This is a genomic window from Quadrisphaera sp. KR29, from assembly GCF_052644995.1.
Genome location: NZ_JBQXXG010000002.1, coordinates 93,842 through 120,335, shown reverse-complemented (window position 1 = coordinate 120,335; position 26,494 = coordinate 93,842). Strand labels below are relative to the sequence as shown.

Here is a 26,494-nt window from a genome sequence, read left to right as displayed (position 1 = left end):
GCCCTGCCGCGCCCGGCGCGGTCAGCTCGTGCAGGTGGCGTCCTGTCCCGGCAGGACGCCGTCGAGCAGGTAGCCGTCCACGGCGCCGTCCACGCAGGACGAGCCGCGCCGGTAGGCGGTGTGCCCCTGCCCGTTCCACGTCAGCAGCCGCCCCGAGGACAGCTGCGCGGCCAGCGACTGGGCCCACACGTAGGGCGTGACGGGGTCGTTGGTGCCGCCGACCACGAGGACCGGGGCGGCGCCCTCCGCGCTCACCGGCGCGGGCGTCCGGGTGGGCGGCACCGGCCACACCCCGCACTGCAGCGCCCCGTAGCTCAGGGACCGCCCGAAGGTCGGTGAGCGCTGCTCGAGCTGCACCGCCTCCGCGGCCATGGCCTCCGGGCTGGCGTCGACCGGCCGGTCCAGGCAGGTGATGGCCGTGTACGCCTGCAGGATGTTGGAGCTGTAGGTGCCGTCCGGCTGGCGGCCGGCGTAGGCGTCGGCGAGCCGGAGCAGCCCGGAGCCGTCACCGGCCCGCGCGTCGCTGACCGCGCTGTCGAGCAGGGGCCAGGTCCGGGGGTCGTACAGGGTGGCCAGCACGCCCTGGTGGGCCAGCGGCGCGGTGAGGGGCCGCTCCGGGTCGGCGGTGGCCACCGGCCGGCGGCGCGCGCCCTCGACGACCTCGCGGACCTCCTCCACCACCGCGTCCGCGGTGTCGCCGAGCCGGCAGCCGGAGCGCTGCGGGCACGCCTGGGCGTAGGCGCGCAGCGACTGCTCCAGGCCCGCGGCCTGCACCAGCACGACGTCGCTGGCGCTGGAGGAGGGGTCGAGCGCCCCGTCCAGCACCATCCGCCCCACCCGCTGCGGGAAGCGGCCGGCGTACTCCGCCCCGAGCAGCGTGCCGTAGCTCTTGCCCAGGAAGTCGAGGGTGTCGGAACCGACGGCGGCGCGCAGCACGTCGAGGTCGCGCACGGCGTCCACGGTGCCCAGGTGGCCCAGCAGCAGCCCGGCGTCGACCTCGCAGCCCTGCGCGAACTCCTCCGCCTCGGCGGTCTCCTCCGCCAGGCCCGCGGGGGTGGTGGGGTCGGCGGGGTCGGCGCGGAAGGCGTCGAAGTCGCCCGCGGGCAGGCACTCCACGGGCTCGGAGCCGCCGGTGCCGCGCGGGTCGAAGGCCACCACGTCCCAGCGCTGCTCCACCGCCTCGCTGACCACGGCCTGGGTGCCGCCGCGCAGCCAGGCGACGCCGGAGGCGCCCGGCCCGCCGGGGTTGACCAGCAGGGACCCGGCGCGGCGGTCGGGGTCGGTCGCCTGGTGCCGGGCCACGGCCAGGCCCACCTCGTCGCGGTCCGGCTGGGACCAGTCGACCGGCACCTGCACGGTGGCGCACTGCAGCCCGCCGCCGCAGTCGGACCACTCGGGGCGCTGGGCGTAGTAGCGGGCGTAGGCGGGGTCGCTGGCCTGCTCCCCCGGCACGGACGTCGCCGGGGTGCTGGGCGGGAGGGTGGTGGGGTCACCCCCGGTGGGCTGCACCGGGCCGCTGCAGGCCGAGGCCACCAGGACGAGCGCGCCCAGCAGGGCCCCGGCGCCGGTCAGGCGGGCGAGGCGCGCGGCGCGGGGGCGGTGGGCGCTCACGGCCGCAGCGAGAGGGCCATCGCCTCGACGGCGAGCAGCGGGCTGACGCTGGCGGCGATGCGGCGGCGCGCGGTCGAGATGGCGTCCAGGCGGACCAGGGTCTGCTCCGGGCCGCCCCGGCGCGCCAGCGCGGCGACCTCGCGCGCCAGCTCGGCGTTCACCAGGTCCACGCCCGCCCCGAGCTGCACCACGAGGACGTCGCGGTACAGCGAGGCCAGGTCGACCAGGGCGCGGTCGAGCACGTCGCGGCGGGCGCGCGTGGCGCGCTTCTTCTGGTCCTCCTCCAGGGCGCGCACCTGCGAGCGCAGGGCCGGGGGCAGCGAGCCCGCGGCCTCCGCGCCCAGCGCGCGCAGCAGCTCGGCGCGCTCCGCGGCGTCGCGCTCCGCCGTCGAGGCAGCGGCCTCCTCGGAGGCGACGTCCACCAGCTCCCCAGCCCGCACCACGGCCTCCCCCACGCCGGTCACCTCGAAGGCGAGCTGCAGCACCTGCCGCCGCCGGGTCCGCGCCCCCTCGTCGCGCGCGAGGCGGCGGGCCAGGCCCACGTGGCTCTGCGCCGCGCGCGCGGCGTACGCCGCCATCGTCGGGTCGATCCCGTCGCGGCGCACCAGCAGGGCGGCGACGTCGGCGGCCGAGGGCACCCGCAGCCGCACCGGGCGGCAGCGGGACTGGACGGTGGTGACCATGTCCTCCGGGCTCGGGGCGCACAGCAGCCACACGGTGCGCGGCGGCGGCTCCTCGATCGCCTTGAGCAGCACGTTGGCGCTGGTCTCGGTGAACCTGTCGGCGTCCTCGACGAGGATGACCCGCCAGCGCCCGGTCGCCGGCGCCCGCGCCGCCGAGAGCACCAGCGGCCGCACGTCCTTGGCCTGCAGGCTCAGCGCCTCCGTGGCCACCACCTGCACGTCGGCGTGGGTGCCGGCGAGCACCGTGCGGCACGCGTGGCAGAGCCCGCAGCCCCGCTGGGCCGGGTCCTCCACCTCGCACTGCAGGGCCGCCGCGAAGGCGCGGGCGGCCGTGGAGCGGCCCGACCCGGGCGGGCCCGTGAAGAGCCACGCGTGGGTCATCGCCGCGGGGCTGCTCACGGCGGCGCGCAGCTGCGCCACGACGTCGGGCTGGCCCGCGACGTCCTCCCAGGCGCTCACCGCCCCGCGTCCCAGGCGTCCGCGGGGTCGACGTCGGAGGCCCGGGCGCCGCCGCCCGGGGCGGCACCGGCCGGGGCGGTGTCCCGCTCCGCCGGATGCGCGCCGGGCTGCACCGCCGTCGGCGGGGCGGTGTGCTGGACGGGCTGGGCCGTGGGCTGGGCGGGGTGCTGGGCGGTGGGCCGGCCGGACGGCTGCGCGCGGCGGTCGAGGTGGGGCGGGGGCGGCAGCTGGGGCTCCAGGCGCTCGCGGACGTGCGCGGCCACGACGTCGGCCGGGGCGTCGGCGTCGACCACCACGAAGCGGCGGCGGTTGCGGCGCGCCAGCTGCCGGAAGCGCTCGCGGACGGCGGCGTGGAACTCCTCCGGCTCGCGCTCCAGCCTGTCGAGCTGGTCGCCCAGACGGGCGCGCGCCGCTGGGGGGGCCAGGTCGAGCAGCACGGTGGCGTCGGGCAGGAGGTCCTCGGTGCCCCACAGCGACAGGGACGCCACCTCGTCGCCCTCCAGGGCCCGCCCGGCCCCCTGGTAGGCGACCGAGGAGTCGAGGTAGCGGTCGGTGACCACCACGGCGCCGCGCGCCAGCGCCGGGCGGACCACCTCGGCGACGTGGTGCGCGCGGTCGGCCGCGTACAGCAGGGCCTCCGCGCGGGGGGAGACGTGACCGCCGTGCAGGAGCAGGCGGCGGATGCCGGCGCCGAGGTCGGTGGCGCCGGGCTCGCGGGTGAGCACCACCTCGTGACCGCGCTCGCGCAGCCAGGCCGCGAGCAGGCGCGCCTGGGTGCTCTTGCCCGCGCCGTCCCCGCCCTCCAGGGAGATGAAGAAGCCCGGTCCGCGCCGGCGCCGCTCGGGGCGGGCCGTGGAGCGCAGCCGCCAGGCGCGCACCAGGTCCTCGCGCAGGGGCCCGGAGTGCCCGTCGTCGAGGGTGCGGTAGGCGGCCAGGCCGATGCCCGTGGCCAGCACCGCCGCCACCAGCAGGGTCAGCGCCGCCCCGTTGTAGGTGACGCCGGCGGTCTCGGTGAACTCGATGCGGTGGGTGCCGAAGACCGCCGCCAGCGCCGGGGCCAGCGCGAGCACCCCCACCAGCACGATCCGGGCCGAGGACTGGACGAAGGCGAAGGTGCGCCCGCGCACCTCGTCGGCCACCTCCAGGCCCAGCAGGGTGTACCCGGTGACCCACGCGACCCCGCCGCAGGCGCCCACGGCCACCGACAGCGCGGCGACGATGACGATGTTGGGCACCAGCGCCAGGGGGAAGAGCACCAGGCCGGCGCACACCAGGGCCAGCGCGAACAGGCGCCAGCGCGGGAGCGCGGCCAGCACCCGCGGCCCGGTCCACATGCCCAGCGCCAGCCCGGTGAAGACGGCGGCGAACAGGACCCCGTAGCCGGGGTCCCCGGCGTCGAGGTCCTCCACGAAGGTGCGGGCCACACCGATGACGAAGCCGCCGGCCGCGAAGGCGCCGAGCATGCCCACCACCAGGCCGCGCACCAGCGGGGTCGACCACACGTAGCGCCAGCCCTCGACGATGCTGCGCCCCACGCCCTCGGGCACCGGCGCGGTGCCGCCCTCGCCGGCGCGCCGCGGCGGCAGCGCCAGGCGGGCCACCACCAGCGCCGCCACCAGGTAGGTGGCCGCGTTGACGTACAGCGAGACCGCCACGCCGCCGAGGGCCGCCGGCAGCACCGGGTTGAGCAGCGACAGGCCGCTGAAGAGCAGGGCCGCGACGGGGGCGGTGCCGTAGGTCACCACGAGCGTCAGCTGGTTGGCCGTCTCCAGCGAGGCGCGCGGCACGATGTTGGGGACCGTCGCGTCCTTGGCCGGAGTCCAGAACAGGCCGACCACCTCGATGAGCACCGTGGCCACCAGCAGCCACCACAGCGTGCCGACGAGCGGGATGCTGGCGAAGAGCAGGCCGCGCAGGACGTCGCCGACCACCATGGTGGTCTTGCGGTCCCACCGGTCGGCGACGACGCCGGCGAGCGGCCCGAAGACGACGGCGGGGGCCAGGCGCAGGACGAGCACCCCGGCCACGGCGAGGTTGGCCGCGGCGTAGGCGTCGCGCGCACCCCCGGACAGGCTCACCGCGAGCGCGGTGGTGGCGAGCAGCCCCAACCAGTCGCCCAGGCTGGACAGGCCCAGGCACCACCACAGCTGGCGGAACGAGCGGATGCGCAGCACGCCGCGCACCCCGTGGTCCCCGGGGGCCGTCCCGCCCGTCGCGGCGGCGCCGCCCGGCACCGCAGCGCTCGTCACCGGGTCAATGTAGCCGCGGTCGCCGACGGCGCAGGGCGCGTCCACAGCCCGCGGGCGGCGCCGCGGGGGCTCAGGCGCCCAGCGGGTACACGGCCACCGGGTCGGTCGTCGGAGCCGCGCTGCCGCCGGCCGGCTCGAGGGTCACCGCGACGGCCGTGGCGCCGTCCGCACCGCCCTCGAGCACCTCCGGTGCGCCGGTGCCACCGGGCAGGAGCCCTGCCGGCCGGGGCGCCTCCTCGCCGCTGACCCACCACAGCTGCCAGGTCCGGCCCCGGGGGGCCTGCTCGACGCCGGTGGGCACGAGCACGGCCTCGCCGAGGGAGGCCGACGCGACCACGCGCGTCGAGGCCCAGCCCGGCCCGCCGTCGGCGACCACGCTGACGGCGTCCGGTGCCGCGGCGACCTCGGCCACGGCGCGGGCGGCGAGCCGCGCCTGCTCCGCCTCGCCGCGCCAGCGCAGCGCCGACCACCCCCCCAGGGCGGCCGCGGCCACGAGCACCGCCGCAGCGGCGGCCGCCACGGCGGGGAGCCACCTGCTGGAGCGCCCGCGGCGCCGCGAGCGGCGCACGGCCAGCTCGTCCGTCGCGCCGCCGCCGACCGCGTGCGCGGCGGGAGGGGCGCCGGACGCGACCTCGGCGCTGCCGGCGGGAGGCAGCTGCTCGACGCCGTCGAGCGCCGCCAGCACGCGCTGGCGCATCCCCGCGGAGGGCTCCGCCGGCTCCACGAGGTCGGCGAGCACCTCCCGCATCTCCGCGAGCTCCGCGCGGCAGGCCGCGCACCCGGACAGGTGCTGCTCGGCGCGCAGCGCCTCCTCGCCGGTGAGGGCGTCGACGGCGTAGGCGGCCGTGAGGTCGTGCTCGGTCGCGCCGTGGTCGGTCGCGCCGTGGTCGGTGGCGTCGCGCTCGCTCACGTCGTCCTCCTCCCGGCGGGCTGGTCGGCGTCCTGGCGGGCCATCTCCGCGCGCAGCCGCGCCAGGCCGTCGCGCAGCCGGGTCTTGACCGTCGGCACGGGCACCCCGAGGCGCTCGGAGATCTCCGCGGAGGTCCGCCCGCCCCAGTAGGCCAGCACCAGCGCCTCGCGCTGCAGCTCGGTCAGCCCGCCGAGCGCGGCGCGCACGCGGACCTCATCCTCGCGCTGCAGCACCTGCTCGGTGACCTCGTCGTAGGCGGTGCGGTTCTCCCCCGCGGCCACCCGGTCCTCCCGGTCCTCGCGCGAGCGCACCGACCGCACCCTGTCGACGGCGCGGCGGTGGGCGATGGTGGCCGCCCACGCGCCGGCGGAGCCCGCCGCGGGGTCGAAGCGCGCTGCCTGGCGCCACAGCTCCACCATGACCTCCTGCGCGACCTCCTCGGCCAGGGCGTGGTTGCGCAGGACGGCGCGCGTCACGCCGAGCACCTTGGGCGCCAGCGCCTCGTAGACCTCGGCGAAGGCGTCGCGGTCGCCGCCGGCCGTGCGCACCACGGCAGCGGCGAGCGGGTCGGCGGGACGGCTCGCGGTCGACCCCGCACGCGCCTCACCTCCCCTGTCCACGGGCCCTCCTCGGCGGTCCCACGAGCGGTTCGGTGCCGCGCGTCCCGCGGATGGGGGCCGAACGGGTGGTGCTCAGCGCCCGGCCGCCGTCGACCGCGAGCCACCGCGGGCGGTCCCGCCACCGGCGGCTCCCGCGGCCCTGGCGCCCCTGCCGCCCTTGGCCGCCCCGGCGCCCTTCGCGGGGGCCTTGGTCCCCTTGGCGCCCTTGCCGCCCTTGGCGGGGGCCTTGGCGCGCTTGTCCGCGAGCAGCTCGGCAGCGCGCTCGAGGGTGATCGCCTCGACGGTGTCGGCGGTGCGCAGCGTGGCGTTGGTGGTGCCGTCGGTGACGTAGGGCCCGAAGCGGCCCTCCTTGACCACCACCGGCGCGCCGCTGGCCGGGTCGGTGCCCAGCTCGCGCAGCGGAGCGGCGGCCGCGCGCCCGCCGCGGCCGCGCTTGGGCTCGGCGTACAGGGCCAGCGCCTCCTCCAGCGTCACCTCGAACAGCTGGTCCTCGGTGCTCAGCGAGCGGGAGTCGGTGCCCTTCTTGAGGTAGGGCCCGTAGCGGCCGTTCTGCGCGGTGATCTCCTCACCGGTGGCCGGGTCGGTGCCCACCAGGCGCGGCAGGGAGAGCAGCTTCAGCGCGTCGTCGAGCCCGACGGTCTGCAGCTGCATGCTCTTGAACAGGGAGGCGGTGCGGGGCTTGGCGCTCTTGGGCGCGCCGTCCTCGAGCACCTCGGTGACGTAGGGGCCGAACCGGCCCGCGCGGGCCACCACGGTGCGGCCGGTGGCCGGGTCGGTGCCCAGCTCGCGGTCGCCGTCGCCGGCGGTCTCCAGCAGCTCGCGGGCCTTGGCCGGCGTGAGCTCGTCGGGGGCCAGGTCGTCCGGGACCGAGGCGCGCTGGGGCTCGGCGCCCTCGGGCGCACCGTCGGCCGGCGGGATCTCCAGGTAGGGCCCGTAGCGCCCCACGCGCAGGGTGATGCCCTCACCCACGTCGAGGGAGTTCACGCCGCGGGCGTCGATGTCGCCCAGGTGCTCCACGAGCGGCTTCAGCCCGGTGCGACCCGCCGGTGACGGGTTCGGGCCCCCGGTCCCGGCGGAGGCCCCCTCGGCGCCACCGGCACCGCCGGCGCCGAAGTAGAACCGGCTCAGCCAGGCGCGCCGGTCCTCCGAGCCGGAGGCGATCCGGTCGAGGTCGTCCTCCATCTCCGCGGTGAAGTCGTAGTCGACGAGGTGGTCGAAGTGCTCCTCGAGCAGCCGCACCACCGCGAACGCCAGCCAGCTGGGCACCAGGGCGGTGCCGCGGCGCCAGACGTAGCCGCGGTCGGAGATGGTGGCGATGGTGGCCGCGTAGGTGGAGGGGCGGCCGATGCCGCGCTCCTCCAGCGCCTTGACCAGGCTGGCCTCGGTGTACCGCGGCGGCGGGGAGGTCTCGTGGCCGTCGGCGGAGGCGGCCAGCACGTCCACGCGCTGGCCCTCCTCCAGCTGGGGCAGCCGGCGCTCGGCGTCGCCTCCGGAGTGGCGCTCCTCGTCGCGGCCCTCCTCGTAGGCGGCCAGGAAGCCGCGGAAGGTGATGACGGTGCCCGAGGCCGACAGCTCCACCCGGTGGGACCCGGGCTCCAGGGTGCCGGTGGGCGAAGGGGCCTGCGGGGCGCCCGCCGGCGGGCGCACGTCGACGGCCCCGCCCAGGCGCACCGTCGCGGTGGAGCCGCGCGCGTCGGCCATCTGGCTGGCCACCGTGCGCTGCCAGATCATCTCGTAGAGGCGGAACTCCTCGCCGCGCAGCTGCCCGGCCACCTGCGCGGGCGTGCGGAACACGTCCCCGGAGGGGCGGATCGCCTCGTGGGCCTCCTGGGCGTTCTTGGCCTTGGAGGCGTAGGTGCGCGGCTGCGCCGGCACGTACTCGGCGCCGTACAGCTCGGCGGCCTGGGCGCGGGCGGCGCTGACCGCCTGCTGCGACAGGGCCGTGGAGTCGGTGCGCATGTAGGTGATCCAGCCGTTCTCGTACAGCGACTGGGCGGTGCGCATCGTCTGGCGGGCCGAGGAGCCGAGCTTGCGGCTGGCCTCCTGCTGCAGCGTGGAGGTGGTGAAGGGGGCCGCCGGCTTGCGGGAGTACGGCTTGGTCTCCACCGACGTCACGGACAGCCCCTGGGCGCCGGCCAGGCGCAGCCCCTCGGCCACCGCGGTCGCGGCGGCCTCGTCCAGGCGGACCAGGCCGGCGCCGAGCGCGGCGGCGCGATCGGTGAGCGCACCGGTGTCCGCGAAGTCCCGGCCGGTGGCCACGCGGGCGCCGTCGACGGCCACCAGGCGGGTGGTGAAGCGCTGGGCGGCAGCGGACGCCCGGTCCTGCGCTGACAGGTCGGCCTGCACGTCCCAGTAGGACGCCGAGCGGAACGCCATCCGCTCGCGCTCGCGCTCGACCACCATGCGGGTGGCCACCGACTGCACGCGCCCGGCGGACAGGCCCGCGCGGACCTTGCGCCACAGCACCGGGGAGACCTCGTAGCCGTACAGCCTGTCGAGGATCCGCCGGGTCTCCTGGGCGTCGACCATGTGCGCGTCGATGTCGCGCGTGGCCTCCAGGGCCCGCTGGATCGCCTCGCGGGTGATCTCGTGGAAGACCATCCGCTTGACCGGCACCGTCGGCTGCAGGGTCTGCAGGAGGTGCCACGCGATGGCCTCGCCCTCGCGGTCCTCGTCGGTGGCGAGGTACAGCTCGTCGGCCTCCTTGAGGGCGCGCTTGAGCTCGCTGACCTTCTTCTTCTTGTCGGCGTCGACGACGTAGTAGGGCTCGAAGCCGTTCTCCACGTCGACGGCGAACTTGCCGAAGGGACCCTTCTTCATCTCCGCGGGAAGCTCGGAGGGCTGCGGCAGGTCGCGGATGTGGCCGACGCTCGCCTCGACCTCGTACCCGTCGCCGAGGTAGCCGGCGATGGTGCGCGCCTTGGCGGGCGACTCGACGATGACGAGCCGGCGCACGGGCGCTGCGGAGGTGGAGCTTCGGGCCACGGACGGGCCTGCCTTCCTGGCGGTCGGGCTGGCGCTGGCCAGCGGGGGGGTCACGGGAGCGGGCCGCCGGCAGGGCGCGGGTCCGCGCAGGGCGTCCCGCGAGCAGATCACCCGGGAGGGCCCGGCCCCGCCGTCGGCTGCGGCGCGGTCACCGTACCCCCCGCCGCTGCGGGACCGCCCCCGGCGCGCGCGGCACCGGCCCCCCGGCCGCCCGCGGGCACCACCCGGTCGGCGGCCGCGTCCGCGGCCCGCTGCAGGAGCAGCAGCACCAGCAGCGCCGCGCACGCGGCACCCCCCACGCCCAGCGCACCCCCCGCCCCGGCCACCAGCTGCTCCAGGCGGCCCTGAGGCTCGGGCGGCACCCGGACCCAGGTCGCGGCCAGGCCGGCCAGGCCGCCCCCGACCCCCACCGCGGCCCCGCCCACCAGGACGACGACGGCGACGGCGCGCCCGGAGGACCCGGCCCCCGCCGTCGGCCGCCCCCCAGCCAGCGGCGCCAGCAGCGCCCCCCAGGCGAGCACCACGAGCATGGCGGCCACCGCGTCGCTGGGGCGGTGCCAGCCGGCGGCCAGGGTGCCGACGCCGATGGCGGAGGTGTAGGCGGCCCCGACCACGGCCACCAGCGGGCGCAGGCGCACCGGCGCCACCAGCAGCGCCGCCGCCGAGACCGCTCCCGCGAAGGTGGTGTGCCCGCTGGGCAGGGAGTTGGCCAGCGCGTACGTCACGTCGAGGTCCGGCCTGGTGAGCAGCAGGTGCTTGGCCACCTGGGTGGTGGCCAGCGACCCCGCGACCAGCACCACCGCGGCCAGTGCCAGGCGCAGCCGCCGCTGGGCCAGCGCCACCACGGCGACCACCGCCAGCGCCGCCAGCACCGCCACCGCCGAGACGGTGTCCAGGACGGCGTTGGCGCCGTCCTCCAGCCGCCACAGCCTCGTGCGCGCCCCGACCAGCGCCGCCTCGTCCACGGCCTGCCCGTGGGCGGTGAGCACGAACACCCGGTGCAGCGCCCACGCGCCCGCCCCCGACGCGACGGCGAGCAGGACCCCCGCGGCCACCAGCGCCGGGCTGGCGCCGCGCTCGCCGGGCACCGCGCTCACGGCCGCCTCACGCCCACAGCAGCAGCCCGTCCTCGAGCAGGCCGCGCACCTGCGGGAGGAGCTCGGCGCGCAGCGCGCCGGCGTCGACGTCCAGCAGCACCGCGAGCGCCTGGACCACCTGGCCCACCTGCAGCTCCCCGTCGCACGCCCCGACGAGCCCGGCCAGCGCGGTGCCCGCGGCCACCACCCGGCCCAGCCCTCCGCCGGCGCGCAGGAGCACCGCTCGCGGGCCCCCCTCGCCGGGGCGGGCGTGCCGCTCCTCGGTGACGTCGTCGGCCACCCGCAGGCGCGCGGCCAGCAGCGCCGCGTCGTCCGTCGCGGCCAGGCGCTCGCGGGCGGAGAGCACCGCGGCGACGTGCTCGCCCAGGGGGCGCTCCAGCGGGCCGGTCACCTCCTCCACGCGCGACCAGCGCGGGCGGGCCGCCGCCCCGGAGGGGCCGGCCGCGGGGGCGTGGAGCACGACGAAGCCGAGCCCGACGGCCTCCACGCCGCGGGCGGCGAAGTCGTCGAGCCAGGCGCCCAGCAGCGCGTCGGCCTGCGGGCCGGGGCGCTGGCCGCCGTCGCGGATCCACGTCTCGGCGTAGTGCGCCGGGTCCATGACCTCCCGCTGCACCACCCAGCCGTCCAGGCCGGAGTCGTCCAGCCAGCCCTGCACCCGGTCGCGCCAGCCCTCGCCGGCGCGGTGCTCCCAGTTGCCGAGCAGCTGGGCGCTGCCGCCGGGGGCCAGGACACCGCCCGCGCCGACCACGAGGCGGCGGACCACCTCGTCGCCGACGAGGCCGCCGTCCCGGTACTCCCAGCCCGGCACGCCGGCCGCGCGCGGGGTGACGACGAAGGGCGGGTTGGAGACGACCTGGTCGAACCGCTCACCGGCCACCGGTTCCAGCAGGCTCCCGCGGCGCAGGTCCAGCTCCACCCCCGCCAGGGCGGCGTTGAAGGCGGCGAAGCCCAGGGCGCGGGCGGAGGTGTCCGTGGCGGTCACCGAGCGGGCGTGGCGCGAGGCGTGCAGCGCCTGCACCCCGCTGCCCGTGCCCACGTCCAGCACCCGGTGCACGGGCGTGCGCACGGCCAGGCGGGCCAGGGACGCCGAGGCGCCGCCGATGCCGAGCACGTGCTCCGGCGGCAGCGGGGTGCCGTCCCCCAGGGCGTGCTCGCCCAGGTCGGAGGCCACCCACCAGGCGACCTCGCCCAGGGCGTCCTGCGCGGCGTGGGGGCGCAGGTCGACCACCGCGCGCACCGGGTCGTCCGGGGCCGCGCCGGCGGCCTCGACCAGGCCGTGCGCCGCGGCGCCCGCGGCCGCGGTGGCGGGCAGCGCCGCGTCGAGGGCGGCCCGCGGCACGGGCTCGGAGAGCAGGAACAGCCGGGTGAGCACCCCCACCGGGTCGCCGTCCCCGGCGGCAGCGGCGGCGCGCCGGGCGGGCAGGAGGGAGTCGCGCCGCAGGGCCGCCTCGGCCACGTCCCCCAGCAGCGCGGCCACGCCGTCCACGGTCCAGCCGGAGCGCTCCAGGTCCGAGCGCAGAGCGGCCGCCGAGCCCCCCGCGAGCTGCGGGGGCCTCGGCGGCCGGGCTGTCGTGGCCGGGGCCGGCTGCGCTGTCAGTGGCACGCCCCGACGGTACGTCAGCGGGTGGGCTCCCCTGCCGGCTCGCGCCCGGCCCCGGCGGGCGCCGGGGTGCTGGCCCCGTGCGCGCCGGAGGCCCGGGCGCCGTCCGCGGCGCCGAGCTCGTCGCGGACGTCGCCGGCGGGGCGCGGGCCGTCGGCGCCCGAGCCGTCGTCGTCGCCGTCGAGGTCGTCCTCGAGCTCGGTGTCGTCCTCGCCGGCGTCCAGGGCGCTGGTGCGCCGGGCCGACAGGTAGACCGCCACCACGAGCACCACGAGGGCGGCGGCCGCGATGGCCAGGCGCACGGGGGTGCTGGCGCTCTCGCCCACGGTCAGGGCCACCACGGCCGGCACGATGAGGATGGCCACGAGGTTCATGACCTTGAGCAGCGGGTTGATGGCCGGGCCCGCGGTGTCCTTGAAGGGGTCGCCCACGGTGTCGCCGATGACGGTGGCCGCGTGGGCGTCGGAGCCCTTGCCGCCGTAGCGCCCGTCCTCGACGAGCTTCTTGGCGTTGTCCCAGGCGCCGCCGGCGTTGGAGAGGAACACCGCCATGAGGGCGCCGGTGCCGATGGCGCCGGCGAGGAACCCGGCCAGCGCCGCGACGCCCAGGCCGAAGCCGACCACCACGGGCGCCAGCACCGCGAGCAGGCCGGGGGTGGCCAGCTCGCGCAGCGAGTCGCGGGTGCAGATGTCGACCACGCGGCCGTACTCGGGCTTCTCCGAGCCGTCCATGATCCCGGGCTTCTCGCGGAACTGGCGCCGCACCTCGAAGACGATCGCGCCGGCGGCGCGGGTCACGGCGTCGATGGCCAGGCCGGAGAACAGGAAGACGACGGCGGAGCCGGCCAGCAGGCCGACCAGCACCGACGGCACGGTGATCTGGCCGATGGCGATGACGAAGCCGCCCTGGTTCAGCTGCAGGCCCAGGGACTGCAGCACGAACTGGCTGGGCACCGACTGCACGCTGGCGAAGGCCGACTGGGCGGCGTTGAGGAAGGTGTCGGTCAGCGAGCCGAACAGCGCCGTCGCGGCGAGCACGGCCGTGGCGATGGCGATGCCCTTGGTGATGGCCTTGGTGGTGTTGCCGACGGCGTCGAGGTCGGTGAGGGTGCGCGCGGCCTCCTCGTCGACGTCGCCGGACATCTCCGCGATGCCCTGGGCGTTGTCGCTGACCGGGCCGAAGGTGTCCATGGCCACGATGACGCCCACCGTGGTGAGCAGCCCCGTGCCGGCCAGCGCCACGAGGAAGAGCGCCAGCGTGGTGTTGCCGGCCGCCAGCAGGAAGCACAGCAGCACCGCACCACCGATGATCAGCGTGGTGTACACCGCGGACGTCAGGCCCAGCCCGATGCCGGAGAGCACCACCGTGGCGGGGCCGGTCAGGGAGGTGCGGGCCACGCCCTGGGTCGGCTTCGACTCCGTGCCCGTGTAGTAGCCGGTGATCCACAGGATGACGACGGCGAGCAGGATGCCCACGATGACCGCGGCCGAGGCCAGGAAGCGCGGGTCGGACTCGACCTGGGCGATCACCGGGCTCGTGAGGCCGGTCAGCCCGCCGAAGCTGCTGGGCAGGTAGGCGAAGGCGACGGCGGTGCTGCCGACGGCGGAGACCACCGCGGACAGGTAGAAGCCGCGCTGGATGGCGCCCAGGCCGCTCTCCGAGCCGCGGGTGCGGATGAGCAGGATGCCGAGCACCGCGGTGAGCGCTCCGACGGCGGGCACGAGCAGCGGGAAGACCAGCCCGGAGTCGCCGAAGGCGGCGCGGCCCAGGATGAGGGCGGCCACGAGGGTCACCGCGTAGGACTCGAAGAGGTCGGCGGCCATGCCGGCGCAGTCGCCGACGTTGTCGCCGACGTTGTCGGCGATGGTGGCGGCGTTGCGCGGGTCGTCCTCGGGGATGCCCTGCTCCACCTTGCCGACCAGGTCGGCGCCGACGTCGGCGGCCTTGGTGAAGATGCCGCCGCCGACGCGCATGAACATGGCGACCAGGGCGGCGCCGAAGCCGAAGCCCTCGAGCATCGTCGGGGCGTCGGCCTTGAAGAACAGGACCACCAGGGAGGACCCGAGCAGGCCCAGGCCCACGGTGGCCATGCCCACGGTGCCGCCGGTGCGGATGGCCAGCCGGAAGCCCTCGGCGCGTCCCTCGGGCTCGCGCGAGGCCGCGGCCACCCGCACGTTGGCGCGCACGGCCAGGGACATGCCCAGGTAGCCGACGGCCGCGGAGAAGGCCGCGCCGACCAGGAAGAGGACGGCGCGGCCGACGCGGACCTCCCAGTCGCCGGGCAGCACGAAGAGCAGCGCCACGACCGGCAGCGCGAAGACGCCGAGGGTGCGCAGCTGGCGGCGCAGGTAGGCGCTGGCGCCCTCCTGGACGCCCGCGGCGATCTCCTGCATGCGCTCGGTGCCCTCACCGGCGGCCAGCACCTGGCGCCGGAACACGAAGGCCATCACCAGCCCGAGGGCGGCGACGGCCGCGATGGTGATGACGATGATCTGGTCTCGGCCGGTCACGGCCGTGCTGCCAGCGGCGGTCGTGCTGGCCGCGGTCTGCACCCCGGCCACCACGGCAGAGCTCGTCAGCCCGAGCATCCGTCCTCCTCGACGAGGCTGGGCGAACCCCCCTGGCGGCCTCGCGGCACCCGGTGGGGGGTGGAACAGGTCGCCGCGAGACTACAGACGCCCCCGGCCGGCGCGGCGCAGCGGGGCCGGGGCGTCGCCGGGTCGGCCCAGGGGCCCCCCGCGCCGGCACCGCCGCTCAGGCCGGTGGAGCGGACCAGCTGAGGCGGGTGGTGCCGCCCGGGCCCCCGGGGCCGGCCGTCACGGACACCTCGTCGGCCAGGCCCTCCATGAGCAGCACGGCCAGCTCCTCGGTCTCCACGCCGTCGTCCCCGGCGTGGTCGACGACCTCCACCACCATCCCGCCGCCGCCGGTGGTGGCGGTCAGCTCCACCATCTCGGCGGTGCCCGCGGACTCGCTGCGCTGCACCGCGCGCCCGCACGCCTCGCCCACGGCCAGGCGCACGCCCTCGACGTCGCTGCCGGCCAGGCCGGCGCGGCGCGCCAGCGACGTGGTCACCAGCCGGGCGATGCGCACGTGCTCGGGCAGTGCGGAGAAGCGCAGCACGACGGGTCCCAGCGGCGCGGGGGCGCTGCTGGGACCCGTCGGGGCGCCGGCTGCGGGCACCTGCTCGGGCACCGGGGCGGTCAGGGGTCCGTCGGCGGGGTCGGTCAGCGCGTCGGGCCGCCCGCTCAGGAGGCGGCGTCTCCGCTGGAGGCCGCGACCGCGTCGTCGACGGAGCTGTGGATCGGGAAGACCTTGGTCAGGCCGGTGATCCTGAAGACCTTGAGGATCTTCTCCTGCGTGCACACCAGGTGCAGCGACCCGTCGTGGGAGCGGACCCGCTTGAGGCCCCCCACGAGCACGCCCAGGCCGGTGGAGTCGAGGAAGTCGACCTTCTCCATGTCCACCACCAGGTGGTGGCGGCCCTCGCCCACGAGGTCGTTGAGGCGCTCGCGCAGCACGGGCGCGGTGTAGACGTCGATCTCACCGCCGACCTCGACGACGGTCCGGCCGCCCTGCTCGCGGCTCGTGACGGACAGGTCCACGGTGGCTCCTCGGGGTCGGGGCTGGTCAGTCGCTCGGTCAGTCGCTCGGCCAGTCGCTGGTCGGACGCTCGCTCGGGTGGCAGTCAACCACCCGCCCCCCTCCTCGGCCACGCGCGGCTGCTCCTCCGGCACGCGGTGCGACCATCGACGGGTGCACGCCGAGCCGGTCCAGACGCCGGGCACCGGCCTCCCGCCCGGCGCGGGCGCCGACCCCGGGGGTGCCGCCGAGCACCTCCTGCGCGCCCCGGGTCGCCGCGAGCGCGTGCTCCACGAGCACGTCGTGGCCGCGCGCGCCGGCACCACCGCCGCCTGGCCCGAGTGGGTGCACCCCGAGCTGCGGGCGGCGCTGGAGCGCTCCGGGGTGGCCTCGCTGTGGGCCCACCAGGTGGCGGCGGCCCAGGCGGCCCGGGACGGCCGCCACGTGGTGGTGTCCACCGGCACCGCCTCGGGCAAGTCGCTGGCCTACCTGCTGCCGGCGCTGACCGCCGTCGCCGAGGGCGCGGCCGATCCCGGCGGCCGCGGCGCCACGGCGCTGTACCTGTCCCCCACCAAGGCCCTCGCGGCCGACCAGCTGCAGGTGGTCCGCGGCCTCGCGGTGCCGGGGGTGCGGGCGGCCACCTTCGACGGCGACGTGCCGCCGGAGGAGCGCCGCTGGGTGCGCGACCACGCCAACCACGTGCTCACCAACCCCGACATGCTCCACCGCTCCCTGCTGCCCGGGCACGCGCGCTGGCACCGCTTCCTGCGCGCGCTGCGGGTGGTGGTGGTCGACGAGTGCCACCACTACCGGGGGCTGTTCGGCTCGCACGTGGCCGACGTGCTGCGCCGCCTGCGGCGCCTGGCCGCGGCGGCGGGCGCCGACCCGGTCTTCGTGCTGGCCTCCGCGACGGCCGCCGCCCCGGCGGTGACCGCCTCCCGGCTGGTCGGCGTGCCGGTCGAGGACGTGGTGGCCGTGACCGAGGACGCCGCGCGCCGCGGGGCCACGCGCTTCTGGATGTGGGAGCCGCCGCTGCTGCCGGGCACCGGGGAGAACGGCGCGCCCACGCGGCGCTCCGCGGCCGCCGAGTCCGCCGACCTCCTGACCGACCTCGTGGCCGGCGGGGTGCGCACGGTGGCCTTCGTCAGGTCGCGGCGCAGCGCCGAGGCGGTCGCCCTGTCAGCGCGCAGGTCGCTGGCGGAGGTCGACCCGTCCCTGCCGGCGCGGGTGGCCGCCTACCGCTCCGGGTTCCTGCCCGAGGAGCGGCGCGAGCTCGAGCGGCGCCTGCGCGAGGGCGACCTGCTCGGGGTGGCCTCCACCAGCGCCCTCGAGCTGGGTGTGGACGTCTCCGGGCTCGACGCGGTGGTGGTGGCCGGCTGGCCGGGGACCCGCTCGGCGCTGTGGCAGCGCGCGGGACGCGCCGGGCGCAGCGGCCAGGACGCCCTCGCGGTGCTCGTGGCCGAGGACGACCCGCTCGACACCTACGTGGTCCACCACCCCGAGGTGGTGCTGGGCGCGCCGGTGGAGAGCACCGTGCTGGACCCGGGCAACCCGCACGTGCTGGGACCGCACCTGTGCGCCGCGGCGGCCGAGCGGCCCCTGACGGAGCAGGACCTGCCGCTCTTCGGCCCCACCGCCGAGCCGGTGCTGCGCCACCTCGTGGCGGGCGGGCTGCTGCGGCGGCGGCCGGGCGGCTGGTTCTGGACCCGCCGCGAGCGGGCCACCGACCTCGCCGACCTGCGCGGCACGGGCGGTGAGCCGGTGCGGCTGGTCGAGGCCGCCACCGGGCGGGTGCTGGGCAGCGTGGACGCCGGGTCCGCCCACCACGCCGTGCACCCGGGCGCGGTCTACGTGCACCAGGGCGAGACGCACGTCGTGGAGGCCCTCGACGAGGAAGGGTCGGTGGCATTGGTGCGCCGCGAGGACGTCGAGCACACCACCTCGGCGCGCACCACCACCGACGTCCGCATCCTGGCCGAGGACCGGCGCCGCTCCTGGGGGCCCGTCGCGGTGTGCACCGGAGCGGTGGAGGTGACCACGCGGGTGACCTCCTACCTGCGGCGGCGCGCGTCGACCGGGGAGGTGCTCGGGGAGGAGCCGCTCGACCTGCCCGAGCGCACGCTGCGCACGGCGGCGGTCTGGTGGACGGTGCCGCCGGAGCTCCTGGAGCAGGCCGGTGTGGCGCCGGCGGACCTGTCGGGTGCGGCGCACGCCGCCGAGCACGCCGCGATCGGGCTGCTGCCGCTCGTGGCCACCTGCGACAGGTGGGACGTCGGCGGGGTCTCCACGGCGCTGCACCCCGACACCGGGCTGCCCACGGTGGTGGTGCACGACGCCGCAGCGGGCGGCGCGGGGTTCGCCGAGCGCGGGTTCACCGCGGCAGCGACCTGGCTGGGCGCGACCGCCGACCTGGTCGCGGAGTGCGAGTGCCCCGCGGGGTGCCCCTCCTGCGTCCAGTCGCCCAAGTGCGGCAACGGCAACTCCCCCCTCGACAAGGCCGGCGCGCTGCGGATGCTGCGCCTGGTGCTGGCCGAGGCCGACGACGACGCACCGGCGCCGGCGGGCCGGCCCGTGCCGGCGGAGGGGGCCGGCCCGCCCGGCGCTGGCGGGGTGGACCTGCCAGACCTGGACCTGCGGGACGGCGACCTGCGGGACGTCGACGTGCGGGACGGCGACCTGCGGGACGTCGACCTGCGGGACGGCGACGTGCGGGACGTCGACACGGGCGACGGCGACACAGGCGACGCGCCGGGCGCTGCTGCCGACGCGCAGCGCCCGGCGCGCTGACCGCGCCCGGCGGGTCTAGCGTCCGGGGGACCTGGTCGGCGGCGGGTGCCGGCCCGTCCAGCAGGGGGTCCCCGTGGTCGTCCTCGCCGTGCTGCTGCTGCTCGCCGTGGCCCTGGTCGTGCTGTTCGTCGTGGTCACCGGCATCACCCCGACGGTCACGCTCGAGTGGGCCCAGATCGGCACGTCCGTCACCCTCACCGCCCTCGCCGTCTTCCTCCTGGGCGCCGCGAGCCTCCTCGTGGCCGAGGCGGGCCTGGCCCTGCTCCTGCGCGGCAACCGCAAGAGCTGGGAGCGCCGCCGCGAGCTCAAGCGCCTGCGACGCGTGGAGGCCGAGCGCGTGCGCCACGAGGCGCCGCCGGCCGCCGCCCCCGCTGCGCCGCCGGCGCGCCAGGGGGCGCCGGCGGCGCAGCGGCCCGGGGAGGCACCTGCGGCGGACAGCACCTCCGCAGGGCGTGCGGACGCGCCGGCCGCTCCCCCTCGCGACGGCGCCCGAGGCGGCTCGTCCCGCACCTGACCCCCTGGCGCTCACGGCTGGGGACCCGCACGCGCCCGGGCGCTGGGACGGCCCACCGCACCGGCCAGCCCCGGCGGACGCACCGCCACCGCCACCTCGACGGCTCCCGCCCCTGCCGCCTGGCAGACCAGGAGCTCCGCACCCGCCTCCCGGGCCACCGCCCCGGCGCGCGCGCAGGCGCCGCGGGCACCCAGCGGCAGGTCGGCGGCGGCGGCCAGGGCCGCTGCGTCGGCAGCGCCCGCCGCGCGGACGGCGGCCGCGGCCACCTGCCCCGCAGCGGCTGACGCAGCGGCGAGCAGCAGCGCCCCCGCCACCACCGCGAGCACGAGCAGCGAGGCCGATCCCTTCTGCGCCCGCGCACGGGGTCCGGGCGGCGCACCGGCGCCCGCGCTCACGGGGCGTCCTGAGCGTCCGCCTCCAGCGGGGCGGCCGCGGAGCCGTGCAGGCTCCCCACGGCCCCCAGCAGCGGAGCGCTCACCGGGGCGGAGACGTCGACGCGCACCAGCCCGCCGTCCTGCCGGACGGTGAGGACAGCACCACCGACGACCTCGGTGACGCGCCCCGCGACGAGGCCGGGGTCCTCTCCGCGGGCCAGGGCCCGTGCCGCCGCCCCCGCCGCGAGCTGGACGCGCACCTGCGCCGTCCCCGCGGCCGCCAGCCAGGCGGCGAGCAGCAGGAGCACCGCCACCGGGACGAGCGCGACCGCCAGCTCGGCGGTCACCGACCCCCGCTGGCGGCCGGCCCCGCGGGCGCCCTGACCGCCGCGGCGGGAGCGGAGGTCCGGTCTCACACCAGGCTCAGCGCGCGCTGCACGAGCGCCACGAGCATGCCGCGGACCTCCCCGCTGGACAGCACGGCCAGCAGGAGGGCCGCGAAGCCGCAGGCCGCCAGGGTGGCGATGGCGTACTCGGCGGTGGCCATGCCGGCCTCCCCCGGGGCGGCGCGCAGCGCAGCCGCCGGGCCGGTCGGGGCGCAGCCGGCGGGTCGTGCCACGGGACTGCTCACGGGGCCGGCCGCGAGGACGGGCGACGGGCTGGTCGACGGGCTGGTCGACGGGCTGGTCGACGGGCTGGTCGACGGGCTGGTCGACGGGCTGGTCGACGGGCTGGTCGAAGGGCTGCTCACGGGGGGTCCTCCTGGTGTGCTGCGAGGCCCGGCGGTCACCGGTGCCACGCCCACGGTGCCGTCGTGGCGACCGGCCCGGCCGGGCTCCGCCACCCCCTGTGGACGCCGCCCCGGCGCAGGCCTCCTGTGGGCGGAGCACCCGCTCGCCCCTGTGCACCGCGCGCCGGGAGGGGGGTCCCGAGGTCGGGGTCGACCGGCTGTGCGCAGGCGCCCGTCAGCCGAGCAGGCCAGCGCCGAGGGAGAGCAGCACCGGGGCCACCGCGAGCAGGGCGAAGGCGGGCAGGGTGCACAGCCCCAGCGGGGCCACCACGCGCACGCCGAGCCGGGCGGCGGCCAGGGCGGCGGCCCGCTGCCGCCCTCGCCGCAGCTCTTCGGCGGAGGAGCGCAGCAGCGCCGACACGGGAGCACCGGTCTGCTCGGCGATCCACAGCGCCCGCCGGAGCGCGTCCACGGCCGGGGCGAGGTCAGGTGGCGCACCGGCGGGCCGGGCGGGCGAGGGGGCGAGGGCGAGCGCCTCGAGCACGTCCGCGTGGGCAGGCGCCCCCGCCTCCCGCACCACGTCGCACACCGCGCGGAGGGCAGCGGACGGCGGCGCCCCCGCCGCCACGACCGCGGCGACCAGGTCGAGCAGCAGGGCGGCGTCGACCGGGGCCGCGCCCCCGCGCCCGCGGGGGGCGCTCGTGGGTGGACGCGCCGCCGGGCGCGGGAGCCGCGGGCGCCCCGGGAGGGCGCTGACGGCCAGACCCACGAGGGCTGCGGCCACCGCCGCCAGCTCCCCGGGGCCGAGGACCCCCGCCGTCACCGGGCGCGCTCCGCGGAGCGGACCAGCGCCGACGTCCACACCCACCCGCCGGCGGCGCACAGGAGCCCGACGCCACCGCACCACCGGCCGGGCGCGGTGCCCACCAGCGCTCCGAGCGGGTCCGCGCCCACCGCCGTGGACGCCACCAGGCCGAGCAGCGGGAGCACCAGCAGCAGCCTGGCGGTGGCGCGGGGCCCCGCCAGGGCGGCGTCACGGGCGTCAGCCGCCACCGCCTCCGCCCGCAGCGACGCCGCCAGCTCCTCCAGCACCGCGGCGGCAGGGGCACCGGTGACCTCGCTGGTCCGCCAGGCGAGCGCGAGCGAGGCCAGCGCCGGGCCGGCAGCACCCCTGCCGCCACCGTGGTGCCGCAGCTCGGCCGCCGGGTCGCCGCCCTCACCGGCGGCGCGCGCGGCGGCGTCGAGCGCCGTCCTGACGGCGTCCGGCGCACGGGGGCTCCCGGCTGCCGCGGCCTCCTGGCCGCTCGCGCCGCCCGCTCCCCCGGCCACGGCCCGCTGCGGGGCCCAGGCGGCCGCAGGCACCGCTCCCGCCCGCACCAGCGCCGCGACCTCGGCGGCCGCGCGCGCGACGGCGACCGCCGCCGGCTCGTGGAGCTCCTGCCGGAGCGCCCGGACCCGCCAGCGCGACGGCCGCGGCCCGGGGCGGGGGTCACCGCCCGCGCGGGGCGGCACCGCCCGGGCCGTCGGCCGGGCCCGGAGACCCGCTGCAGCGCGCGGGCGCGGCAGCAGGAGCCAGGCCGCCGCACCCACCAGGACCGGTCCCAGCACCAGCGCCGGGGGAGCACCGGCCGGGCCCGCGGCGGCAGCGGCGGTCGCGGCGGCAGCGGCGGTCGCGGCAGCAGCGGCGGTCGCGGCAGCAGCGGCGACCAGCAGGCTCATGCGGGGAGCCCAGACGCCTGGACCGGCGCCGCCGGCAGGTGCAGCAGCTGCGCGAGCCTGCCCCACCCCTCCTCCCGGGTGCCGGGGTGCTCGGGCGCGGCGCCGGCCCGCAGCGCCGGCACCACGGCCAGGGCGCCGCTGGCCGAGGTCGTGACCACGCCGACCTCCACCACGCGGCGCAACGGGCCCTCGCGCCGCAGGTGCACCACCACCTGCAGCCCGGCGACCGCCTGCGCCGCCAGCACGTCGGGTCCCATGCCCGCCAGCGCGGCCAGCGCCGTGAGGCGGGCCGGCACGGACGTCGCGGAGTTGGCGTGCACGGTGCAGCACCCGCCCTCGTGGCCGGAGTTGAGGGCCATGAGCAGGTCGGCCACCTCCGCGCCGCGCACCTCGCCCACGACGAGCCGGTCCGGGCGCATGCGCAGCGCCTGGCGCACCAGGTCGCGCTGGCCCACGGCCCCGGCGCCCTCGACGTTGCCGTGCCGCGCCTGCAGGCGGACCACGTGGGGGTGCTCGGGCGCCAGCTCCCCGGAGTCCTCCACGACCACGATGCGCTCGCGCGCGTCGACCAGGCCCAGCAGGGCGGCGAGCAGCGTGGTCTTGCCGCTGCCGGTGCCCCCGGCGACGAGCAGCGAGCAGCGGTGGTGCACGACCGCCCGCAGCACCTCCGACCACCCTGGCGGCAGCGAGCCGGAGGCCTCCAGGTCCGCCAGCGCCAGGGGCGTGCGCCGCGGCACCCTCAGGGAGAGCAGCGTGCCGCTGCTGGAGACCGGGGGCAGCACGGCGTGCAGCCGCGTGCCGTCGGCCAGCACGGCGTCGACGCACGGGCTGGCGTCGTCGAGGCGGCGGCCGGCACCCGCGGCCAGGCGCACGGCCAGCGCCCGCACCTGCCGCTCCACCCCGACGTCGAGGTCGACCCTCACCAGACCGGCGCCCCGGTCGACCCACACCGACCCGGGGCCGTTGACCAGGACGTCGGTGGTGCCCGGCAGGTCGAGCAGCTCCTGCAGCGGCCCGGCGCTCACCGGTGCCGGGCCCCGGGGTCGGCGCCCTGCCCGAGCGCCTCCAGGACGGTCCGCGCGCAGCGCTCCAGGGACCCCCGCGGCCGCGGCAGGGGGTCTCCCCGGCGCAGGGCCGACCGCACGTCCCGGTCGGGCACGAGGCGGCCGAGCAGCGGCAGCGCCAGCGCGTCGCAGACGTCGGCCGCAGCCAGAGGCGAGCCCGCCGGTGCGCTGACGACAAGGCGCACGTCGCCGGCGTGACCCAGCAGCGAGGGCAGCTGCGCCGAGGCCGACGCCACGGCCCGCAGGTGGGCGGGCACCACGAGCACGAGCAGGTCGAGGCGCCACAGCAGCGACGGGCTCGCGCCGCGCGGCAGGTCGAGGACCACGAGGTCGCTGGCCCGCGCCGCGCTGTCGACGACCGCCTCGACCGCCGCGGCGGGCGCCGCCCGCGGCTCGGGCCACGGGGCCCACGACAGCACCGGGACCCCCGCCCGCCCGCGCGGCAGGCCGTCGGCCAGCGCGGCGGCGCGCAGGGGAGCCGCGGCGTCGAGCACGTCGTGCCAGCGCAGCCCCGGCTCCTCCTGGGCGCCCACGAGGGCGTCCAGGCCACCGCCGAGCGGGTCGGCGTCGAGCAGCAGCACACCGCGGGTGGGCTCGAGGGCGGCCGCCGTGCACGCCAGGGCCGCGGCGAGCACGGACGCCCCCGCCCCGCCGCAGCCCCCGACGACACCGGCCACGAGCCCGCCGGCCCCAGGCCCCTCGGCGGCGCAGGCCAGGGCCGCGGCGACCGCCGGGGCCTCCTCGGGCAGGACCGCCACGCCCTCGGCCCCCACCTCGACCGCGCTGCGCCACAGCGGGGAGGTGTCCTGGCCCGTGGGCGCCGCGGCGAGCAGGAGCACGCCGGGGCGCCGGCCGGGGACCCCCAGCGCGGCCGCGTCGTCCCCGAGCAGCACCACGGGCGCGGTGCGCCAGGCCGCCCCCGCGGCCCGCGCCTGGGGCACCACGGCCAGCCGGGCACCGCTGGCCGCCGCCAGGCGGCGCACCTGCTCGACCAGCACCGACCTGCCGGTCACCAGCAGCACCTCGTCGCCGCCCCGCGGGCCTCGCTCGTCCACGCGGCGACCCTGGCGGTCCGGTCCGGCCGCGCGCCGCGGCGCGCGGCCCCCTGTGGACGGCTCCCTCCGGACGGCGCCGTGCGCGGGACCTGTGGGCGGCCCGCGGGTGCGGCCCGTCCGGGCGCGCGCTCGGGCCCTTCGGCCCTGGTCCCCTCCCGCCTGGACAGGGTCGGATGACCCCGGTCGGCGCGACGGCGCACCGAACGAGCGGGAGGCGATGTGAACACCGAGCCCGAGAGCGTCCGCGGTGCGCGGACAGCAGCAGCACCAGAACAGCGGGGCGCCACCGGCGCCGGGGCGCAGGAGGCGCTGGAGCAGGTGCACTCCAGCGCCGAGTTCCAGGCGCTGAGGCGGTCCTTCCGCACGGTGGTCTTCCCGACCACCGCGGCGTTCCTGGCGTGGTACGCCCTGTACGTGCTGCTGGCGGCCTACGCGCCGTCCTTCATGGGCACCCGCATCGGCGGGAGCACCATCACGATCGGCCTGCTGCTCGGGCTCGGGCAGTTCGTCTCCACCTTCGCCATCACCATGGCCTACCGGCGCTGGGCCGACCGCAGCTTCGACTCGCGGGCCGAGGTCCTGCGCGGGCACCTCGCGAAGGGAGCGGTCCGGTGAACCTCGGCAACCCGCTGGTCAACATCGCGATCTTCGGCGCCTTCGTCGCGGTGACCATGGTCATCGTCCTGAGGGCCTCGCGGAACAACAAGACCGCCGCGGACTACTACGCGGCCGGCCGCTCGTTCTCCGGGCCCCAGAACGGCACCGCGATCGCCGGGGACTACCTGTCGGCCGCCAGCTTCCTGGGCATCGCCGGCGCGATCGCCGTGTACGGCTACGACGGCTTCCTGTACTCCATCGGCTTCCTCGTGGCCTGGCTGGTGGCGCTGCTGCTGGTGGCCGAGATGCTCCGCAACACGGGCAAGTTCACGATGGCCGACGTCCTGAGCTTCCGCCTGCGCCAGCGCCCGGTGCGCATGGCGGCGGCGCTGGCCACCCTGGCGGTCTGCTTCTTCTACCTGCTGGCGCAGATGGCCGGCGCCGGGGGCCTGGTGGCGCTGCTGCTGGGCATCACGGCGCCCGCCGGGCAGTACGCCGTGGTCGCCGTCGTCGGCGTCCTGATGATCGTCTACGTCCTCGTCGGCGGCATGAAGGGCACCACCTGGGTGCAGATCGTCAAGGCCGTCCTGCTCATCGCGGGTGCCGGGGCGATGACCGTGTGGGTGCTGGCCACCTACGGCTTCAACCTCTCGGGCCTGATGCAGGCAGCGATCGACACCGCGGCCGGCCAGGGCGTGGAGGACCCCGAGGGCCTCATCCAGCCGATGAACCAGTACGGCGCCTCGGCCACCACCAAGCTCAACTTCCTGTCCCTCGCCCTGGCGCTGGTGCTGGGGACGGCGGGCCTGCCGCACGTGCTCATGCGCTTCTACACCGTGCCGGACGCCAAGCAGGCGCGCCGCAGCGTGGTCTGGGCGATCTGGCTGATCGGCCTGTTCTACCTCTTCACGCTGGTGCTGGGCTACGGCGCCGGGGCCCTGGTGGGCCCGGAGGCCATCCGCTCCGCGCCCGGCGGGGTCAACAGCGCGGCGCCGCTGCTGGCCTACGAGCTCGGCGGCACGCTGCTGCTGGGCTTCATCTCGGCGGTGGCCTTCGCGACCATCCTCGCCGTCGTCGCGGGCCTGGCGATCACCGCTGCCGCCTCGTTCGCCCACGACGTCTACGCCAGCGTCGTCAAGCACGGCAGGCCCGACCCGGGCGCCGAGGTGAAGATCGCCCGCCGCACGGTCGTCGTCATCGGCGCGGTGGCCATCGTGGGCGGCATGTTCGCCGTCGGGCAGAACATCGCCTTCCTCGTCGCCCTGGCCTTCGCCGTCGCCGCGAGCGCCAACCTGCCGACGATCGTGTACTCGCTGTTCTGGCGGCGGTTCACCACGCGCGGTGCGCTGTGGTCGATCTACGGCGGCCTCGGCAGCTGCCTGGTGCTCATCGCCTTCTCCCCGGTGGTGTCGGGCAAGGTCGACCCGGTGACCGGGGCGAGCCTGTCGCTGATCAAGGACACCGGCGTGGACTTCTCCCTCTTCCCGCTGGAGAACCCCGGGATCGTCTCGATCCCGCTCGCCTTCCTGCTGGGCTGGCTGGGGACGGTCACGAGCCGGCCCGAGCCCGACCACGAGGCCAAGGCCACCGAGATGGAGGTGCGCGCCCTCACCGGCGCCGGCGCGGAGGGCGCCGTCCAGCACTGACGCCCGACGGCCACCACCACCAGCACCACCGACAGCACCACCACGACGCCGGCCGGTCGCCCGCCCTCCAGGGCGCGGTGGCCGGCCGGCCTCCGGTGGCGGACCGACCGGTGACCAACCGGCGGCCACCACCCTCGGCAGCACCAGACCCGCTGGCTAGGGTCGGCCCCGGCCGTTCCCTGCCGACCCTGAGCACGACGACGCGTGCACGA

The 26,494-nt window shown here is 78.0% G+C and carries 21 protein-coding genes and 1 pseudogene; 4 read left to right on the top strand and 18 right to left on the bottom strand.

Going from position 1 to position 26,494, the window contains the following annotated elements; all coding sequences use genetic code 11:
* Positions 1-21 precede the first annotated feature (21 nt).
* The 11 genes from ACUN9U_RS02290 to ACUN9U_RS02240 all read right to left on the bottom strand — a co-directional run bounded on the left by ACUN9U_RS02290 (position 22) and on the right by ACUN9U_RS02240 (position 15,819).
* A complete protein-coding gene (locus ACUN9U_RS02290; RefSeq protein ID WP_445483303.1) occupies positions 22-1,611 on the bottom strand; it encodes an alpha/beta fold hydrolase in 1,590 nt (529 codons plus the stop codon).
* Complete coding sequence (locus ACUN9U_RS02285; protein WP_445483302.1) at positions 1,608-2,753, bottom strand: DNA polymerase III subunit delta'; 1,146 nt, start codon at positions 2,751-2,753, stop codon at positions 1,608-1,610. The genes ACUN9U_RS02290 and ACUN9U_RS02285 overlap by 4 nt, the downstream gene beginning before the upstream one ends.
* A complete protein-coding gene (gene tmk / locus ACUN9U_RS02280) occupies positions 2,750-5,002 on the bottom strand; it encodes a dTMP kinase (protein ID WP_445483301.1) in 2,253 nt (750 codons plus the stop codon). Before tmk ends, ACUN9U_RS02285 begins: the two co-directional genes overlap by 4 nt.
* Positions 5,003-5,072: 70 nt before the next feature.
* Complete coding sequence (locus ACUN9U_RS02275) at positions 5,073-5,912, bottom strand: anti-sigma factor (RefSeq protein WP_445483300.1); 840 nt, start codon at positions 5,910-5,912, stop codon at positions 5,073-5,075.
* The gene (locus ACUN9U_RS02270) at positions 5,909-6,532 is read right to left on the bottom strand and encodes a sigma-70 family RNA polymerase sigma factor (RefSeq protein WP_445483299.1); all 624 of its coding nucleotides are present in this window, start codon (positions 6,530-6,532) and stop codon (positions 5,909-5,911) included. Before ACUN9U_RS02270 ends, ACUN9U_RS02275 begins: the two co-directional genes overlap by 4 nt.
* Before the next feature lie 72 nt (positions 6,533-6,604).
* A complete protein-coding gene (topA, locus tag ACUN9U_RS02265) occupies positions 6,605-9,517 on the bottom strand; it encodes a type I DNA topoisomerase (RefSeq protein ID WP_445483298.1) in 2,913 nt (970 codons plus the stop codon).
* A 107-nt stretch (positions 9,518-9,624) separates the two neighbouring features.
* A complete protein-coding gene (locus tag ACUN9U_RS02260) occupies positions 9,625-10,614 on the bottom strand; it encodes a phosphatase PAP2 family protein (RefSeq protein ID WP_445483297.1) in 990 nt (329 codons plus the stop codon).
* 7 nt (positions 10,615-10,621) lie between these two features.
* Positions 10,622-12,217 (bottom strand): DUF7059 domain-containing protein, encoded by a 1,596-nt coding sequence (locus tag ACUN9U_RS02255; RefSeq protein WP_445483296.1) that lies wholly within the window; start codon positions 12,215-12,217, stop codon positions 10,622-10,624.
* A 14-nt stretch (positions 12,218-12,231) separates the two neighbouring features.
* Positions 12,232-14,802: a sodium-translocating pyrophosphatase gene (locus ACUN9U_RS02250; protein ID WP_445483295.1), complete on the bottom strand. Its 2,571-nt coding sequence runs from the start codon at positions 14,800-14,802 to the stop codon at positions 12,232-12,234.
* A gap of 166 nt (positions 14,803-14,968) precedes the next feature.
* A complete protein-coding gene (locus ACUN9U_RS02245) occupies positions 14,969-15,409 on the bottom strand; it encodes an ATP-binding protein (RefSeq protein ID WP_445483294.1) in 441 nt (146 codons plus the stop codon).
* Positions 15,410-15,462: 53 nt separating this feature from the next.
* Positions 15,463-15,819, bottom strand: a complete 357-nt coding sequence (locus tag ACUN9U_RS02240) for an STAS domain-containing protein (RefSeq protein WP_186715857.1) — start codon at positions 15,817-15,819, stop codon at positions 15,463-15,465.
* A gap of 151 nt (positions 15,820-15,970) precedes the next feature.
* On the opposite strand from ACUN9U_RS02240, the gene ACUN9U_RS02235 reads away from it, so the two are divergent.
* Both ACUN9U_RS02235 and ACUN9U_RS02230 read left to right on the top strand, forming a co-directional pair.
* The gene (locus tag ACUN9U_RS02235) at positions 15,971-18,583 is read left to right on the top strand and encodes a DEAD/DEAH box helicase (protein WP_445483293.1); all 2,613 of its coding nucleotides are present in this window, start codon (positions 15,971-15,973) and stop codon (positions 18,581-18,583) included.
* A gap of 73 nt (positions 18,584-18,656) precedes the next feature.
* On the top strand, positions 18,657-19,097 hold the full coding sequence (locus tag ACUN9U_RS02230; protein WP_445483292.1) for a hypothetical protein: 441 nt from the start codon (positions 18,657-18,659) through the stop codon (positions 19,095-19,097).
* Positions 19,098-19,108: 11 nt separating this feature from the next.
* Here the strand turns inward: ACUN9U_RS02230 and ACUN9U_RS02225 are convergent, their stop codons facing one another.
* From ACUN9U_RS02225 to ssd, 7 genes and pseudogenes are all read right to left on the bottom strand, one after another.
* On the bottom strand, positions 19,109-19,492 hold the full coding sequence (locus ACUN9U_RS02225; RefSeq protein ID WP_445483291.1) for an Rv3654c family TadE-like protein: 384 nt from the start codon (positions 19,490-19,492) through the stop codon (positions 19,109-19,111).
* On the bottom strand, positions 19,489-19,818 hold the full coding sequence (locus tag ACUN9U_RS02220) for a TadE family type IV pilus minor pilin (protein ID WP_445483290.1): 330 nt from the start codon (positions 19,816-19,818) through the stop codon (positions 19,489-19,491). Before ACUN9U_RS02220 ends, ACUN9U_RS02225 begins: the two co-directional genes overlap by 4 nt.
* Before the next feature lie 65 nt (positions 19,819-19,883).
* Positions 19,884-20,090 carry a DUF4244 domain-containing protein gene (locus ACUN9U_RS02215; RefSeq protein ID WP_445483289.1) on the bottom strand — a complete coding sequence of 69 codons (207 nt, stop codon included), beginning with the start codon at positions 20,088-20,090 and terminating at the stop codon, positions 19,884-19,886.
* Positions 20,091-20,436: 346 nt separating this feature from the next.
* Positions 20,437-21,024: a type II secretion system F family protein gene (locus tag ACUN9U_RS02210; protein WP_445483288.1), complete on the bottom strand. Its 588-nt coding sequence runs from the start codon at positions 21,022-21,024 to the stop codon at positions 20,437-20,439.
* Positions 21,021-21,920 (bottom strand): hypothetical protein, encoded by a 900-nt coding sequence (locus ACUN9U_RS02205; protein WP_445483287.1) that lies wholly within the window; start codon positions 21,918-21,920, stop codon positions 21,021-21,023. The genes ACUN9U_RS02210 and ACUN9U_RS02205 overlap by 4 nt, the downstream gene beginning before the upstream one ends.
* Positions 21,917-23,116 (bottom strand): TadA family conjugal transfer-associated ATPase, encoded by a 1,200-nt coding sequence (locus tag ACUN9U_RS02200; protein ID WP_445483497.1) that lies wholly within the window; start codon positions 23,114-23,116, stop codon positions 21,917-21,919. The genes ACUN9U_RS02205 and ACUN9U_RS02200 overlap by 4 nt, the downstream gene beginning before the upstream one ends.
* Positions 23,038-23,967, bottom strand: a pseudogene (ssd, locus tag ACUN9U_RS02195) (septum site-determining protein Ssd); the annotation flags it as partial. The gene ACUN9U_RS02200 and the pseudogene ssd, both read right to left, overlap by 79 nt.
* Positions 23,968-24,348: 381 nt before the next feature.
* On the opposite strand from ssd, the gene ACUN9U_RS02190 reads away from it, so the two are divergent.
* Positions 24,349-24,654 (top strand): DUF485 domain-containing protein, encoded by a 306-nt coding sequence (locus ACUN9U_RS02190; protein WP_445483496.1) that lies wholly within the window; start codon positions 24,349-24,351, stop codon positions 24,652-24,654.
* 56 nt (positions 24,655-24,710) lie between these two features.
* Positions 24,711-26,282, top strand: coding sequence for a solute symporter family protein (locus ACUN9U_RS02185; protein WP_445483495.1), 1,572 nt, complete (start codon positions 24,711-24,713; stop codon positions 26,280-26,282).
* The last annotated feature ends 212 nt before the right edge of the window (positions 26,283-26,494 follow it).